This is a genomic window from Thiocapsa rosea (assembly GCF_003634315.1).
GTDB classification, from domain to species: Bacteria; Pseudomonadota; Gammaproteobacteria; order Chromatiales; family Chromatiaceae; genus Thiocapsa; species Thiocapsa rosea.
Map to the genome: position 1 here is coordinate 1,494,720 of NZ_RBXL01000001.1, position 15,415 is coordinate 1,510,134.

At 63.7% G+C, this 15,415-nt stretch carries 13 protein-coding genes; 9 read left to right on the forward strand and 4 right to left on the reverse strand.

Translation table 11 applies throughout. From position 1 onward, the window contains the following. Window positions 1-298 precede the first annotated feature (298 nt). Both BDD21_RS06870 and BDD21_RS06875 read right to left on the reverse strand, forming a co-directional pair. Window positions 299-1,039 carry a response regulator transcription factor gene (locus BDD21_RS06870; RefSeq protein WP_120796522.1) on the reverse strand — a complete coding sequence of 247 codons (741 nt, stop codon included), beginning with the start codon at window positions 1,037-1,039 and terminating at the stop codon, window positions 299-301. A gap of 10 nt (window positions 1,040-1,049) precedes the next feature. Then, window positions 1,050-2,951, reverse strand: coding sequence for a sensor histidine kinase (locus BDD21_RS06875; RefSeq protein ID WP_120796523.1), 1,902 nt, complete (start codon window positions 2,949-2,951; stop codon window positions 1,050-1,052). A gap of 295 nt (window positions 2,952-3,246) precedes the next feature. Here BDD21_RS06875 and BDD21_RS06880 point away from each other — a divergent pair, with 295 nt between their 5' ends. From BDD21_RS06880 to BDD21_RS06920, 8 genes are all read left to right on the forward strand, one after another. Continuing rightward, a complete protein-coding gene (locus tag BDD21_RS06880; protein ID WP_120796524.1) occupies window positions 3,247-4,302 on the forward strand; it encodes an ethylbenzene dehydrogenase-related protein in 1,056 nt (351 codons plus the stop codon). A 404-nt stretch (window positions 4,303-4,706) separates the two neighbouring features. After that, complete coding sequence (locus BDD21_RS06885; protein WP_342769596.1) at window positions 4,707-5,636, forward strand: cation diffusion facilitator family transporter; 930 nt, start codon at window positions 4,707-4,709, stop codon at window positions 5,634-5,636. 356 nt (window positions 5,637-5,992) lie between these two features. After that, complete coding sequence (locus BDD21_RS06890) at window positions 5,993-8,155, forward strand: TonB-dependent copper receptor (protein WP_245969448.1); 2,163 nt, start codon at window positions 5,993-5,995, stop codon at window positions 8,153-8,155. Between the two features lie 87 nt (window positions 8,156-8,242). Further along, window positions 8,243-8,614, forward strand: coding sequence for a helix-turn-helix domain-containing protein (locus BDD21_RS06895; RefSeq protein ID WP_093034072.1), 372 nt, complete (start codon window positions 8,243-8,245; stop codon window positions 8,612-8,614). A gap of 251 nt (window positions 8,615-8,865) precedes the next feature. After that, window positions 8,866-9,177: a PepSY domain-containing protein gene (locus BDD21_RS06900; protein ID WP_120796526.1), complete on the forward strand. Its 312-nt coding sequence runs from the start codon at window positions 8,866-8,868 to the stop codon at window positions 9,175-9,177. 197 nt (window positions 9,178-9,374) lie between these two features. Continuing rightward, a complete protein-coding gene (locus BDD21_RS06910; RefSeq protein ID WP_120796528.1) occupies window positions 9,375-10,037 on the forward strand; it encodes a response regulator transcription factor in 663 nt (220 codons plus the stop codon). Continuing rightward, complete coding sequence (locus tag BDD21_RS06915) at window positions 10,034-11,368, forward strand: sensor histidine kinase (protein ID WP_120796529.1); 1,335 nt, start codon at window positions 10,034-10,036, stop codon at window positions 11,366-11,368. The genes BDD21_RS06910 and BDD21_RS06915 overlap by 4 nt, the downstream gene beginning before the upstream one ends. Before the next feature lie 177 nt (window positions 11,369-11,545). After that, on the forward strand, window positions 11,546-11,734 hold the full coding sequence (locus tag BDD21_RS06920; protein ID WP_120796530.1) for a DUF2283 domain-containing protein: 189 nt from the start codon (window positions 11,546-11,548) through the stop codon (window positions 11,732-11,734). Window positions 11,735-11,956: 222 nt separating this feature from the next. Here the strand turns inward: BDD21_RS06920 and BDD21_RS06925 are convergent, their stop codons facing one another. Together BDD21_RS06925 and BDD21_RS06930 are read right to left on the reverse strand one after the other, a co-directional pair. After that, the gene (locus BDD21_RS06925) at window positions 11,957-12,571 is read right to left on the reverse strand and encodes a nucleotidyl transferase AbiEii/AbiGii toxin family protein (RefSeq protein WP_120796531.1); all 615 of its coding nucleotides are present in this window, start codon (window positions 12,569-12,571) and stop codon (window positions 11,957-11,959) included. Further along, window positions 12,564-13,055, reverse strand: coding sequence for a helix-turn-helix domain-containing protein (locus tag BDD21_RS06930; protein WP_120796532.1), 492 nt, complete (start codon window positions 13,053-13,055; stop codon window positions 12,564-12,566). Before BDD21_RS06930 ends, BDD21_RS06925 begins: the two co-directional genes overlap by 8 nt. A gap of 398 nt (window positions 13,056-13,453) precedes the next feature. On the opposite strand from BDD21_RS06930, the gene BDD21_RS06935 reads away from it, so the two are divergent. Continuing rightward, window positions 13,454-15,412, forward strand: a complete 1,959-nt coding sequence (locus tag BDD21_RS06935) for an ATP-dependent nuclease (RefSeq protein ID WP_120796533.1) — start codon at window positions 13,454-13,456, stop codon at window positions 15,410-15,412. Window positions 15,413-15,415: the final 3 nt, after the last annotated feature.

The following is a 15,415-nucleotide window of genomic DNA, read 5'->3' on the forward strand; positions in this document are numbered from 1 at the left end:
CCGGACGACGGGGCCGCGGACCGAAGGCCGAGGCAGGCGGGGCTCAAACAGTGGGGGGAACACAGAGCCACGCCTGCCGCGGGGTCATGCTGCGGGGCGAGACCGACAAGCGGATCGATGCGCCGTGGGGGCGGAATGACGGGCGGGAAAGAGAGAGGGATTCTCGGAGGCCGCACCGGCAATCCAGCGCCGTTTCACCGAAGGCGAGCCGCAAACCCTGCAACACTTGAGGATTATAGGAACCCCGTCGACCGGGACTTCTAACAATATTCTGACAATTGATGGCGAGGCGTCGCCTTCAGCGGGATCGCCCCCAGACATAGCCGGCGCCGTAGACACTGTCGAACGGTGCGGGCTGGTCGGTCGCTTGAGCAATCTTCCGCCTCAGGCGCGAGACACTGGTGTGCAGACGGGCACTCGAATAATAGCTTTCGCGATGCCCGAGACCGGCGATGACCGCAGCGCGGCTTACGGCCTCGGGCGCCTGACCGCGGAGCAGGCAGACGAACCTCAGCTCCGTCTCGGTCAAGGAGATGACCAGCTGATCATCGAGAACCAGGGTGCGCGCCTCCTCATGGATGGCCCAGCGATTGTCCATCGGCGCGGACAGCCCCCCCTCCGCCGTCCCCGCGCGATGGGCGTAGCGGCACAGCTCGCGCGCCAGCAACGCCTCCAGCTCCTCGGGCTCGAAGGGCTTGGTGAGATAATGATCGAAGCCCGAGCGCAACCCTTTCAAGCGGTCGTCGAGATCGCAACGACCGGACGTGCAGACGATGGGCAACAGCGGATCGCCGACACGTAATGCCTCGAGCAGTGAATAGCCGTCGCCGTCGGCCAGCGTCAGGTCCAAAACAACCGCGTCGAACCGACAGGCCGCCATGTGCGCGCGCGCCGCATCCTCACCGGTGACCAAATCGACTCGGTACCCGAAACTCTCCAGAAAACGCGCCAACTGAGGACCGCCGACGGCATCGTCCTCCACCACGAGGACGCGTTTGGGCGAATCGATCCGTTCCGGTGCATCGGGCTGCCGCGACATGAATCCCCCGTTAAAAAGCGTGCGAATCGGCGCTGCGAAGACGGGTCACCAGAACCCGAAACCCGGCACCCTGAGGACGCCGAGGGATGTACTCGATGGTGCCGCCGAGCGATTCCACGGCGCTGCGACTCGCCCAGAGCCCCAAACCCCACCCGGGGATGTGGCTGTGCCGCGGATCGCGCCAGAACTGGTCGAAGATGCGCTCGGCATCCGACGCCGCGATGCCCTGCCCCTGGTCCGCGACCTCCAGTTCCAGCCGCTCGGGCGTGCTCGACAGGCTCATGCGCACGCGCCCCCGGCCACCGTATTTGAAGGCATTGTCGAGCAGGTTGGTCAGCACCAGCACCAGACGCGAGGCATCGACCAAATGGGTCGCCGCCCCGGATGCGGCGCACACCTCGAGGTCGAGCCTGGCCGGATCGATGCGTCCGGCCAAGGTGCCCTGCACCTGAGCCACCTTCTCGCGCAGGTCGTAGGTGTAATCCGCCGCGGTGCTGTCCGTAAAGGCGTCGCGCTGCCGCTGGATGCCCCGCACGATGTCGGAGAGCTGATTGGAGATCCGGATCAGATCCGTCGCCGCATCCTCCGGACTCAGCACGCCGCGTCGCAGATTCGTGGCGACAAACCGCAACGAGGATGCCGGGTTGCGAATCTCGTGCGACACCACTTTCAACAAGCCGCTGAACTTCCGCGCCAGGGCAGCGAGGCGCAACCGAGCCTGCCGCGCCCCTTCCAGGCGTCGCGTCTGCTTCGGCACCTCGGCCAGCAGACGACCGCTGACCGTAAGGACCGCGATCAGCATCAATGACTGCATCACGAGGTTGATCGGCCAGAAATAGGCCACTGCAAGGCTTGCCAGCCCCGGGAACCAGGTTCTGGCCACCACCGCGATGCCGGTCGCGCAGGTCGCGAGCAGATACGCCAAGGCGATGCGTCCGAGCGCCGAGGTTCCGCGCCACTGCAAGGGCCCGTAGATCAGAACGAAGGCGATGAAGGCGAGTTGGACGCTGTTGTTGAACCAGGCGATCGATGGGTGCAGATCCGTGAAACCGACCGGCGACAACAGCAGCGCAAGCCAGGCCAGGGTGAACCAGAATCGCCGCAGGCACCAGCGCGACGGCGGGGGCCGGACGATGAGATAGAACGCGAAGATCAGCGCGGCGCTGATCAGATAGGCCAGGACGTTGGAAACGCGGCCGGTCATCCAAGCGGGAACGGATGGCAGGAAGTAGGCCAGTTGACCGATGCTTGCAAGCCCGGTCACGCCGAACGGCACGCTGAGCATCACGAAGGCAAGAAAACGCCGGTCGCGGGTCGCTACCCCCGCGAACAGCATCAGCAGGGCAAACAGGCCCGCCAAGGCTGCCAACATTCCGCCGATCAGCAGACTTCGGGCCTGTCCCAGCGCGAAGCTGGCCGCATCGGTCACGCCCGGCAGCAGGCTGAGCTGGCCGATGGTGGTCACGCGCAGCATCAACGCATGGTCGACGAGGAGGTCGGGCTCGAGCCGAAACGCCAGGGTCGCGCCGATCACGTCGCGCTCGCCCAAAGGCAGGGTGTCGCCGGTGCGCGGGCGCGGCGGCGCCAGCGTGCCGTCCGGAGCGAGATAGGCCAGCTCCACCAGATCCAGATTTGCGACGTTGAGGGTCAGGATCGGCGCCGGCGGCAGCCGAGCGATGTCGGGGCCGAGCGGCAAAGCAACGAACCAGCGTGCACGCGGCTGATGGCCGAGATGAATATCGGTGCGGACCGGCGGCAGATCCTGGTTCACGACCAGGGAAACAGCCTCCTCCCAGCCATGCACCTGCTCGGGCAGAACACTGAACCCGAGCGGCACCGATGACACTGCCGATGCCGCCCCGGATCCGAGCAGCAGGATCGAGAGCAGGAACCCGGCCAAGGCTTTGGTCAAGATGTCGGAGCTCGCTTGTTGTTGAATGCATCGAGCCTCTTCGTCTCCGGCTCGTCCGCCTCGCCTTCCAGCGCAGTAGTCTAACCGACCCGGGATTTGGTGCTGCGATGGTTATCCCGCCCGGGCGCGTCCTGCTGGTTGCGCCCGAGGCAACGGCGCCGGACCTCCGACCGGAGCCGATTGGTTGACTGCTATACTCTTATACCGACAGCGGAATTGGAGTCCTTGGTGAGCGCGGAGTCGTTCCGGATCGGAACACAACAACAATAACGACAACCACCAAAGGAATCAGAAGATGACGACCAACCCCAACAGCCGAATATCCGCCCTGTCCGTTATGTTTGCGGCCACCTGCACGATTGCCGCTCCCGGATATGCCGCCCGGCCACTTGAGACGGTGACTGCAATCGCCTTCGACACGGCACCGACCCTGGACGGCGTTGCCGACGACGCGGTTTGGAACGCAGCCGTGCCGGCCAAGCTCCATTTCAAAAAGGGTGCGAATTTCGGCGAAAAGGGCCGCACCGACGGCACCATTCGCGCAGCACGCGTGGGCGACGAGCTCTTTTTGCTTTTGGAATACGAGGATCCGACCCATTCGGAGCGGCGCTCGCCCTACGTCAAACAGGCCGACGGATCCTGGAAGAAGCTCAAGGATCCCGACGACACGGGCGGCGACAACAACCGTTACTACGAAGACAAGGCGGCCCTGATCTGGCCGATCGACAACTCCATCCCTGATTTCGAGGCCGATGGCTGCTTCGCGGCCTGTCACGACGACGAGCCGCCGAAACCCTACGGCAACAAGTACACCGAGAACGACGGCGAGCGCGGCGATATGTGGCACATCAAGAGCGTGCGCACCGGCCCCGTCGGACAGGTCGACGACCAGTGGCTGGACCACACCCGCTTCGATCCGGAGACTGCGAAGAACGCCGGGCGAAAAACCGATGCCAAGACGGGCGGTGGCTATACCGACATCGCGCTGGTCGATGGAATTCCCGAGTTCATGGCCGGCGACGGCAAGGCCGCCAACAAGGGCGGGGCCTATTGGGTCATGGCTGACGACAAGGCCCCTTTCGACGACAGTCGATTCGAGCCCGGCGACGAGGTTGCCTCCATCATGATCGCCCCCTTCGAAGGCGATCGCGGCGATATCGCGCTCGGGCTGGCTTGGAGCGACGGCGTCTGGACCATGGAGATGCGGCGCAAGCTGGTCACGGGCAGCGAGACCGACGTGCAGTTCGCGGATTTGTCGGCGGCCTACCCGTTCGGCGTCTCGGTGTTCGACAATGCCCAGGTCCGGCATGCCTTCATGCAGAAGCCGCTCGCGCTGGTGTTCGAGGAATAGGGCGCGCGGCGTCGGCTTTCTCGAGAGAGTCTCCTGCCTCCTGCGTCGAGTCGCGGTTGACAGGCGTGGATGTTGACCCGGGCGGGGACAATCACTCGGCCGGCGCGCTGCCGGGTTTCGGTCTGATGCCCTTGGAGCGGACTGGATGGGTTTCGCTTCGCTCTACCCATCCGTGTTTCGGTTGTTTTTGAATCGTTCCTAAACCGCGCCTGGTGCGGTATACGTCATTTGTTGGAATGGCTTAGCCGCGCCAGCTCCGACGAGTGTCGGAGCTGGCGCGGTTTAGAGCATTAAAAAGATTAAATTTAAACCGCGTCTCGCCAAGATCAAGGACGTCTCCGACGCTCAACACAAAATGAAAATGACGCATTTCGCTCTGGACGCGGTTTAAAAAGGAGCAGCCAGTGAGTCCGAGCACACCCGGGACCGCCAGATCCGCCAAATCCGCTCGATCCGCCAGCTCGAACGACCGGCTGCTGCGTCTGGCCACCTACGCCTCGGTCGCGACGGCCTGTCTGCTGATTTTGGCCAAGCTCGGGGCCTGGCTGGTCACGGGATCGGTCAGTGTGCTGGCCTCGTTGGTGGATTCGGCGATGGACGCGGGCGCCTCGCTGGTCAATCTACTGGCGGTGCATTGGTCGCTGATGCCGCCGGATGCCGAGCACCGCTTCGGTCACGGGAAGGCCGAAGCCCTCGCCGCGCTCGGACAGGCGACCTTGATTGCCGCCTCGGCGGTGTTCCTCGGCGTGCAGGCGGTCGACCGTCTGCTGCATCCGCAACCCGTCGCGGAAGCAGGAGTTGGCCTGCTCGTGATCGGGTTCGCAATCCTGGTCACCTTGGCACTCCTGGCGTTCCAACGTCACGTGATCCGCCGCACCGGGTCGGCGGCAATTCGCGCGGACGCCCTGCATTACGCGACGGACCTGGCCACCAATGCCGCGACCGTCGTGGCCTTGCTGCTCGCCTCTGCCGGCTGGTCCGGATTCGACCCGCTGTTCGGTCTGGCCATCGGGGCCTACATCCTCTACAGCGCCTTGCGGATCGGCTTCGATGCCGTCCAGCTCCTGATGGACCGCGAACTCCCCGAAGATGCACGTGGCCCGATCCTGGACCTTGCGGCTTCGGTTCCCGGCGTGCTGGGCGTGCATGGCTTGCGGACACGCCGATCCGGACAATCCCTGATCATTCAACTGCATCTCGCGCTCGACGACACGATGCCATTGCTGGCCGCTCATCAGGTCGCCCTCGATGTCGAGGCGCGTATTTGCGAGATGCATCCGGGCGCGGACATCACCATTCATCAGGATCCGGTCAGCCTCGGCGAACGCTCTTGACGCGGTTTAATGACGCCCGGTTTGTGCTCGGCCTTTGCCTCTCCTCGAGTTCGACAGAACGGTTGAGCCTTGGTCTCTCCCGAACGACGTCTCTGAGTGGCCGAGCGGGGCTTTGCGTGATATCGAGCACAGGTTCGGCGATATCACCTGCTCCCTCCTGTCTCCGATCAGTAAAACCCCAAATCCCGGCAACCGGGGAATGAACTTGGATAGGCTCCTCCGCCACTCGATCACGCAGACGAGACGCGGAGGCATATCCAATGAGCACAATAAGATTAAGGTTTAAGAGTCATCGACTCCGAAACCGAGACACGAACCCGGCGAGGCTTCAGGTCGCGAACAAGACAGGAATACGGGTGCCGAGAAGGGCTCCGCTCGGCAACCTGAACGCCACCGGGACCAGCATCCTGATCGTGATGCTCGCGGGGCTCTCGGTCGTGCTCCGGGCCGAAGCGGCGACCGCGCAAACCCCGAACGACAGCGGCGTGGTCCTGCCCGAGCTGGAGGTGACCGCGGATCGCCTGGACGCTCTCCCGCCCGCGACCTTCGTCGCACCCATCGTCGAGGTCACACCCGGCCTGCCGGCGGACAGCGGCGACCTCCTGCGCTCCGTCCCCGGCGTCAGCGGCTCGCGGATGGGCGGTCTCGGCATCGACCCCATCATCCGCGGCCAGACCGCCGGGCAGCTCAATATCCTGATCGACGGCGCCCATGCCTTCGGCGCCTGCCCCAACCGGATGGACCCGCCGACCGTCTATGTGGATCTGGACAACTACGACTCGGTCACCGTCATCAAGGGCTCGCAGACGGTCCGTTACGGCGGCGGCGGGAGCGGCGGCACCGTTCTGTTCGAACGCGACACCCCCCGTTTCGATCCCGGCGAGGTCTTCCGCGCACGCTTCACCGGCGGCATCACCGACAACTCGCACACCGGCAACCTGGGCGCGGACGTGACCGTCGGCATCCCCGAGGGCTTTGCCCGCGCCACCGGCCAGTATCAGACCGCCGGCAATTACGACGACGGCAACGGCAACCCGGTACGCAGTGCCTACAATACCGAAGGCGCCGGTCTGTCGCTCGGCCTCACCCCGAACGACAACGCGGGTGCCGTTCTGAGCTACGACCATACCCATGACTGGAACGTCCTTTACGCCGGCGCCGGGATGGACGGCATCTACAGCGACAGCGACCAGTGGCGTTTGCGGCTGGGTCAGGACACCCCAATCGGTCCCTTCGCCTCGGTGAAGGCGGAGCTCTACAGCGTCTCGGTCGATCACCTGATGGACAACTACAGCCTCCGGCCGCTCACCGCGATGTTCAAGATGCGCGCACCCAGCACCGCGGACACCGCAGGTGGGCGTCTGATTGCGGATTTGGACGCCATGGGGATGAATTGGACCCTCGGGACCGATTATCTCAAGGTCGATCGCGACGCCACGCGCTTTTGGAACTACCGCTCCGCCGCGGTCGATGTCCCCAACTCGTATCTCTGGCCCGAGGTGGTGAATTCAGACCTCGGCTTCTTCATCGAGATCGAACGCCCTTTGACCGAGCAATCCCGACTCACCGCCGGGCTGCGCTACGACCGCACCGAGGCCAGCGTCTCGCGTTCGCGTGCCGCGCTTGTGCCGATCGGACCGGCCTGGGTGCGTTCCGCCGAGCATTTGTATCGCGCCTACTATGGTATCGGCGCCGAAGACACGGACGAAGACAATCTGGGCGGATTCCTGAACTACGCGCACAACCTGAACGACGGCCTCTCCTTTTCAGTCGGGGTCAGCCGCACCCTGCGCTCGGCCGATGCCACCGAACGCTATATCGCCTCCAATGCCGCACCCTCGACGATTGCGAACAATCAACGCTGGGTCGGTAACCCCGGCCTTGATCCCGAGGCGCATCATCAGATCGGCGTGACGCTGGCCAAGGTCGCCAACCACTGGAACACCCAGCTCGACCTTTTCTACGACCGGGTCGACGATTTCATCCTGCGGGATCGCGCCCATGGCCAGCCGGGGATCTTGCTGGCCGACGGCACCTTTATCTATCGGAACGTCGATGCCGAGCTCACCGGCGGTGAATGGACCGGCTCGGTCGAATTTGCCCGGCACTGGCGAGCCGGCGCGTCGCTGGCCTACGTCTATGCTCAGAATCGCACCGACTCCACACCCATCGCCCAGACCCCGCCGCTCGGCGGCACCGTCAGTCTCGACTATCTGGCCGAGCGTTGGTCCGTCGGCACCACCCTGAGCTGGAACGACACTCAGGACCGCGTGGACGACGACCCGCTCACCGGAAGCGGTCTGGACGTCGGCCCGACGCCCGGCTGGTGGATCCTCGACCTCTATGGTCAGGCACGGCTCTCCAAGTTCGCGACGCTCAGTCTCGGCGTGGACAACCTCTTCGATCGTGCTTACGCCTATGCCGTGAACCGCGCGAACGTCGATCCATTCAACCCAGGTCCGGTGCAGGTCAACGAACCGGGACGACAGTTGTGGGCGCGGGCGTCGCTTGATTTTTGACAGGCCGCGCCATTCTGTTCGGGTGAAGGAATACGATGCCGTGGACGCGGAAACGATTGACAGCACCTCATCGACCTAGAGCACACCATGGACATCCGCCCGATTCACACCGAAGCCGATTACAAAGCCACCCTCGACGAAATCTCGGCTCTCATGGAGGCTGATCCGGATTGGGGCACTCCCGAGGGCGATCGACTGGACATCTTGGCAACGCTCGTTCAGACATACGAAGCCAAGCACGCCCCCATCGATCCTCCCGACCCGGTCGAGGCCATCAAGTTTCGGATGGAGCAGAGTGGCCTTTCCGTAAAAGACCTGGAACCCCTCATCGGCAAGAGCAACCGGGTCTACGAAATCCTCAATCGCAAACGGCCGTTGACGCTGCCCATGATTCGCAGGCTGCACCGGCACCTCGGCATTCCCGCCGAGGTGCTGATCGCGGAGACGGTGACCAGGTGATCCTGTACGCAGCGGCATGACGGATGACCGAAGGTTAGCCTTGGAACGCCGCGGCTCGCGGCATACAACCCACCCGCGTTCACCTCCTCGCTCGATTTGAACTCCAGTTCAGCGCCAATTCAGTTTCGGGAACGAGACTGCATCCGGGTCGAAGACGACACCTGGATCGCCTTCGACCGAGTCGGCTCGCTCCGCCTCAATGGGAAGACGAGCCGCAAAGACCACTCATCCAACCCAAGGGGACCAGACTCATGCAGAGACCACGGCTGACGGCAATCACCGTCGCGATTGGACTCCTGTCTGTCACGGGCGGTGCCATCGCCGGTGATCGGCTCGACCACGACGAGATCAAGCAACTGCGCGAGACGGGGCAGATCCTGCCGATGGGCGAGGTCATGACCAGCGCCCAAACCGTGCAGCCCGGCCAGCTCGTCGAGGCCGAGCTCGAGCGCGAGGACGGCGCCTATCTCTACGAAATCAAGATCCTCGCCGCCGACGGGACCGTCCACAAGCTCTATCTGGATGCCGCGACCGGCGAGGTGATCAAGCGGAAGGAGAAGTAAGCCTTGCTGAACCGCGTCCGGCACGACATGCGCTCCTGTATCTTTTTGCAATCCTTCGGTCACCAAAAGACGCCGCAGCAGACGCGGTTCAGGATATTGAATTCTTTTATCTTCAATCGCGTCGACTCCAAGAATCTCCCGTCGCTCCGGAGTCGGAGAGCTAGGCAAACGCCATTTGTCGCTCGGGACGCGATTTAATGCGGCTGCTGCTGGTGGAAGATGACCTAGCCCTCGCGGCCGAGTTGCAAAAGGCACTCAAATCCTCCGGCTTCGTCCTGGATCACGCCGCCGACGGCGTCACGGGCGAGGCGCTCGGCGCAGGCGAACCCTACGACGCCATCGTTCTTGATCTCGGGCTCCCCGGGCGGCCCGGACTGACGGTACTGCGCAATTGGCGTGGGCGCGGTGTGAAGACACCTATTCTGGTGCTCACCGCGCGCGATGCCTGGCACGAGCGCGTCGACGGGCTCAAGGCAGGAGCCGACGACTATCTCGGCAAGCCCTTCCACATGGAAGAGCTGATCGCGCGCCTCAATGCCTTAACACGTCGCGCGGCGGGCAATCTGCGCAGCGGTCTGGATGTCGGCGGACTTCGTCTCGACGAAGACCTACAGCAGGTCGTCCTTGCCGACGGCAGCGCCAGAGAGCTGACCGGCACCGAGTTTCGACTGCTCCGTTACCTGATGCTTAATCCCGACCGGATTCTCTCCAAGCCCCAGATCATGGATCACGTCTACGATCTGGAGGCCGACCGGGGCAGTAATCTCATCGAGGTCTATGTGCGGCGTCTGCGCGAGAAGATCGGCAAGGAGCGGATCCAGACCCTGCGCGGTCAAGGCTATCTGTTCCCGCGCCGATGAGATCGCTGGAAGGCCGTTTACAGCTCGGCTTGGCCGCCAGCCTGGTCGTCCTGATCGGGGCGGTCTGGTGGATCGGTCACGCGGCCCTGCACCGCACAGCCGACGCCTTCGTGCTCTCGCGCCTCGAGCACGATGCCGAGGCCCTGGTCGGCGCCTTGTCCCGGAACGCCGATGGGGGACTTGAGCTGGGCCAGCAGCGACTCACCCCGGTCTACCACCAGCCCTATTCCGGGCACTATTTCGTGATCGAGACGCACGACGGGCAACGCATGCGATCGCGTTCGCTCTGGGATCAGGATCTCGCCGGTCGGCCGCTCGGACCGGGCGTGTCGGAATACTGGCGCGCCGTCGGCCCGGAGCGGCAGCGACTGCTGGTGCTGGGAGGCGGCTACCGGTTGGATGGCGACGACTTCTCCCTTGCGGTCGCCGAGGATGTCACGCCGCTCGATCATGCCCTGGTTCACTACGAACGGCTCTTCGCCGCGATGGCCCTCGGCGGGCTGATCCTGATGCTGCTGGTGCAGCGCTTCGTCGTCCGGCGCGCCTTCGCGACCCTGATCCCCGTCTACCGCGACATCGGCCGCCTGGAGTCCGGCCAAACCGTCGCCCTGACCGAGCAGGTGCCAAGCGAGATCCTCCCCCTGGTGCGCAAGCTCAACCGGCTGCTGCTGCTCTTCGCGCAACGCCTGGAGCGCTCGCGCACAGCGGCGGGTAACCTGTCGCATGCGATCAAGGGTCCGCTCGGTCTGTTGCGACAACAGCTTCTCGACCCCGCGCTGTCGGTCGATGCGCACACGCGCGAGGCACTGATCGAGCAGGTCGAGCGCCTGCACCGTCTCGCCGAGCGCCAGCTCAAACGCGCGCGCCTTGCGGGTGCCGGCGGTGCCGGACTGCGCTTCGACCCGGACGAAGAGCTGCCGACCCTCGCTCGACTCCTCGGCCGCATCCACGCCCCGAAGGTCCTCGACATCCAGGTCGATATCCGCACCTCCGGCCCGCTCAATGCCGACCGGGAGGATATGCTGGAGCTGCTCGGCAACCTGCTCGACAATGCCTGCAAATGGGCCAACACGCGGGTAAGGTGCAGCCTGCTGACGGAGGGTAAGGCACTGGTCTTCAGGGTTGAAGACGACGGGCCCGGCTGCTCCGACACCGAGATCGCCGACATCACCGGTCGAGGCGTGCGTCTCGACGAGGAGGTCAGCGGCCACGGACTCGGCTTGGCGATCGCCAAGGAGATCGTCGAGAGCTACCGCGGGCGCATCGCCTTCGGTCGCTCGTCCGCGCTCGGCGGCTTGTGCGTAGAGGTCAGTTTGCCGGTGAGTGAATGATGCCTCGACGGCGCGACAATTCCGTCGACGCCGCCGACAGACGTCGGATACCCAACGGCCATTGCGACCCCAAACCATGGAGCAACCTGAGCCCAACGTCGTACGCGTGATGTATAACGAGACCGTCGATCCAGTGTCCATCGTGACGGCATACTTTGACGACGAGGTGACCGATCTATGAAGCTCGAATTCGATCCCGCGGCGGATGCCGCCTATTTCGAGATCTCCCCGGCGGAAGTCGCAACGACCAAAGCAATCGAGCCAGGGATCATCGCTGACTATGACGCCGACGGGCACTTAGTTGGGATCGAAATCCTGTCCGTGAGCAAGCGTGCTCGACCGCAACCTTTGGACCAGGTCGCCTAGATGGGCCGGTCGGCCGAGGTTCATGATCTGGTTGTCCCAACGCAACGCGAAGCACGAGTGAGAAAAAAGGGTCGGGGAAAAGCGACCGGTTTCGAGAGCACATCGAGGCGGCGCTGGAAAAATGCTTCGGGAGGACGCAGCGGGGACGGCCAAAAAACCGGTCCACACACCGCACGAAACGCCTGACGCAAACGGCCAGCAGAGCAGCTTCAAGGACTCTGATCATATCGGCGAAGGGCTCCGACCCTTTTTCGCGTTTTCGAGATCCTGCAGGATGGACCCCCCGTAGGCGTGCTCCGCCTTCGCGACCGCTTCTCGCAGTAGGCCCAGGGGTGGGCTCATCATTGCCAAATCGATCAGGTCGCGGCTGAACGTGGCATCGTCGGCCCAGCGATCGGAGTTGGCCAGAAGCTTGCCGGTGACCATGTCTAGCGGAGTCAAGGTCGCAATGCCGCAGACCTCGTCGCTCGGGGTCGGCGCGGCCAACTCCACGCGCCCTTCCAAGACGATCTCGAATTTGATCGGCTCCTCCCCGACCAGCAGCGCTGTCCTAATGCCATACTGATCGGCCCGCAACTCTCGCGCTTCCTTCAAAGGTATCGCGTCTCGACGACCAATCGCTGCGATGCCGCGAGGTCCGGTGAGCAATTGGCGCAAGGTGCGATAGCCGGCGAGATCCGAAACCATGAAATCGATGTCGACCGACTCGCGATACTCTCCGTAACGCAGCGCGATTAGGGTGCCTCCGCCGAACAGGCACTTGTTCTCTCTCAACAGGGGTCCATCGAGCGCGGACAACACCTGCGCGACGCGTTGGTGATGTGGCCGCTCAAACAAGGCTATGCGGCTCCCCGAGCGCACGGCATAGCGCATCGATCAGTTCCCGTTCGCGTGGCTCCAACGCGTCGAGGTCCAGATGGCGCCGGTTGCGCTCGTAGATCCCCAGTGCCTCGACGGGCGTCAAAGCGTCCGTTCCATGAATTTGCCAAGCCAGACGCTTGAGTTGTGGATAGTCCTGGAGCCGAATGCGAACTGGAATCCAGCCTGGTTTCGCGTGGTCACCGACGGCGGCGGCCGGTTGATCCGGCGCGAGGATGCCGAAATCCAGACCCAATGCCACGATGGCGTTCAGATAGGCACCGATCGTAACCGCAGGCTCGCCTTTTTCGATTCGATGCAGCGTGACCCGCGACATCCCGGCAGCCTCGGCCGCTACCGTGGCACTCACGCCGAGCGCTTTGCGGCGCACACGAATCTGCTCACCAAGCACCTTGAGCTTAGCGGTCGCAGCAGCGCTGGTTAGGGGAGGTCGAGCGGGCATAATGTTTCCCATTCTAGGCAAATAGTCCCTACTGTCAAGAATGAGAAACGCTTTGATGACCCGGAGGGCTTGCGAGTTCCCGCATAAGTCGGGCGCTTTGGTTCGCACGCGAGATGGACGCGGACGTGTGTCGGGGTCGCCCATCTCCTCCGCCATCCGCGCCAGGTACCGGGACGGCTTACCGAATTCCCTTCTCGGTCTCGGCATGCTGCCGGGGAGCAAGGAAACATTCCGCGCCAACACTTGAGCCTCGCTCGCTGAGTTAATAGATCCCCTTCTTCTCTTCTTCCTCTCGGGCGAACTCGGGAATTAAGTAAACTGTCCCCGGATCTGGCAGACATAGCCACGCGAGCGAACAGCGCGGCAGAATAAGAAGAACCTCGGGCTGGGAGGCGGCAGTGTACATTTCAGAATTCTACGCGAGCGGCTTCCGGTGTTTCGATCCGACTGCCCCGTTGCAGTTGAAGCTCTCGCCTGGTCTCAATATCCTCGTGGGGCCAAACGACGCCGGCAAGAGCGCGATCATCGATGCTGCCCGCTATGTCCTATGGACACGCGGCGACGATTACATCCGCCCCGACGAACACGACTTCCATGTCGGCGGGGACGGCATCCGTGGATGCGACTTCCTCGTTCGCTGCACCTTCGACAACCTCAGCCCGGACGAAGAAGCCCGCTTTCTCGAATGGTGCACCAACGAAAAGGGAAACCTTCGCCTGCACGTTTGCATGCGCGGCGCCCGGCGTGTCTCACCAGGCGGCGGCAATGTCATCTCCAGCCAGCACCGCGCTGGTGCCGAGGGCGAAGGCCTGCCGCTCGACGGCGAGCTGCGCGAGTATTTGAAGGCCACCTATCTCAAGCCTCTGCGGGACGCCGAGCGCGAGATGCGCGCGGGCCGCCGATCGCGCCTGTCGCGCATTCTCGGCGCCATGCCCACGATGGGATCCCAGAGCAAGCCGGCGGCCCCGGGCGCCAACGCGACACTCCACGACACGCTGGCTGCCGCGGACACGGCGGTCCGCTCGAACACCGTCGTAGGAGGCGTCGCCAGCAGCGTGAACACCGATTTTCTCGACAAACTGTCGTTCGTGGATGATCGCCTCGTGGCGACACTGGACCTAGGCGCGGGCGGGTCATTCGATCAGATCCTCGAACGGTTTGAGCTCTACCTCAACGCCAGGGCAGGCACCGAGCGAGTACAGCGCGGGTTGGGCTACAACAACCTGCTATTCATGGCGGCTGAGCTGCTGTTGCTTCAGTCGCATCCCGATCAGATCCCGTTCCTGCTGATAGAGGAGCCGGAAGCGCATCTACATCCTCAGCACCAGACGCTGTTCATGGAGGTGCTCGCAGCCCGCGCTGCCAAACCAGATCCCGAAAAAGGAGAGACCCATCAGCAGGTGCAGGTCCTGCTCACGACTCATAGTCCGCAGCTCGCGGCCGGTGCCGAGCTTGAGACCATGACGCTGATCGTCGGTCACCGCGCCTTTCCGCTGGGCATGGCCCATACCCGGCTCGAAGCGGACGACTATGAGTTCCTTCGTCGGTTCCTCGACGCAACCAAAGCCAACCTGTTCTTCGCCCGCGCGCTGATTGTGGTCGAGGGCGACGGGGAGCACTTGTTGCTGCCCCCGATCGCCGAGAAGCTTGGACTCCCACTCAGCGGCCACGGCGTGTCGATCGTCAATGTTGGTCACCGCGGTCTGTTCCGATACAGCCGGATTCTGCAGCGTAAAGCTGGGAACGCGATCGCGGTGCCCGTGGCACTGATCCCCGATAGGGACATCCCGCCGCCCGAGGCGAAAGACCTCGTCGGCGACCGCAAGACGGAGAACGAGCTGACCCCAGATGAGATCGCAGCACGACTGAAGACGCTGCGGCGCGACGTCGGGGACCCCGTCGACGCTTTCATCGCCGATTGCTGGACGCTCGAGTTCGATCTCGCGCTCCGGCCCGAGCTTGCCGAGAGCGTTCACCAGGCGGTTCAGCTCGCAAAGACAAGCAGTCGCAAGCCCGAGCGACTTGCCAAGATCTTGGAGACGGCCAGCGCGACCTACGCAGGCTGGAAAGAGGCTGGGCTCTCTGCGACCGAGATCGCCGTCAAGATCTATAAACCTGTCCATAACAAAGAGGCTTCTAAGGCCGCGGTCGCTGAGCAACTTGCCGCAATACTGCGTAAACGCTCCGATACGCCGGAGCAGATGCGCGATCGGCTCCCGCCATATCTGGTGCGAGCGATCGACTACGTGACGGGTGGCTATATCCCCGGTGCGCCGGCGCCCGCTCCCGAGCCGGAGGCGGAAGTCGAAGAGATCGGGGTCGCCGGGATGGAAGACGCGGCCGCGGCGGAGGTGTAGCGC

Coding starts and splice junctions, on each gene's coding strand:
- BDD21_RS06900 (WP_120796526.1), top strand. CDS start 8,866: ATGCAGAGACCACGGCTGACGGCAATCACCGTCGCGATTGGACTCCTG.
- BDD21_RS06870 (WP_120796522.1), bottom strand. CDS start 1,039: ATGTCGCGGCAGCCCGATGCACCGGAACGGATCGATTCGCCCAAACGC.
- BDD21_RS06880 (WP_120796524.1), top strand. CDS start 3,247: ATGACGACCAACCCCAACAGCCGAATATCCGCCCTGTCCGTTATGTTT.
- BDD21_RS06920 (WP_120796530.1), top strand. CDS start 11,546: ATGAAGCTCGAATTCGATCCCGCGGCGGATGCCGCCTATTTCGAGATC.
- BDD21_RS06895 (WP_093034072.1), top strand. CDS start 8,243: ATGGACATCCGCCCGATTCACACCGAAGCCGATTACAAAGCCACCCTC.
- BDD21_RS06910 (WP_120796528.1), top strand. CDS start 9,375: ATGCGGCTGCTGCTGGTGGAAGATGACCTAGCCCTCGCGGCCGAGTTG.
- BDD21_RS06930 (WP_120796532.1), bottom strand. CDS start 13,055: ATGCCCGCTCGACCTCCCCTAACCAGCGCTGCTGCGACCGCTAAGCTC.
- BDD21_RS06915 (WP_120796529.1), top strand. CDS start 10,034: ATGAGATCGCTGGAAGGCCGTTTACAGCTCGGCTTGGCCGCCAGCCTG.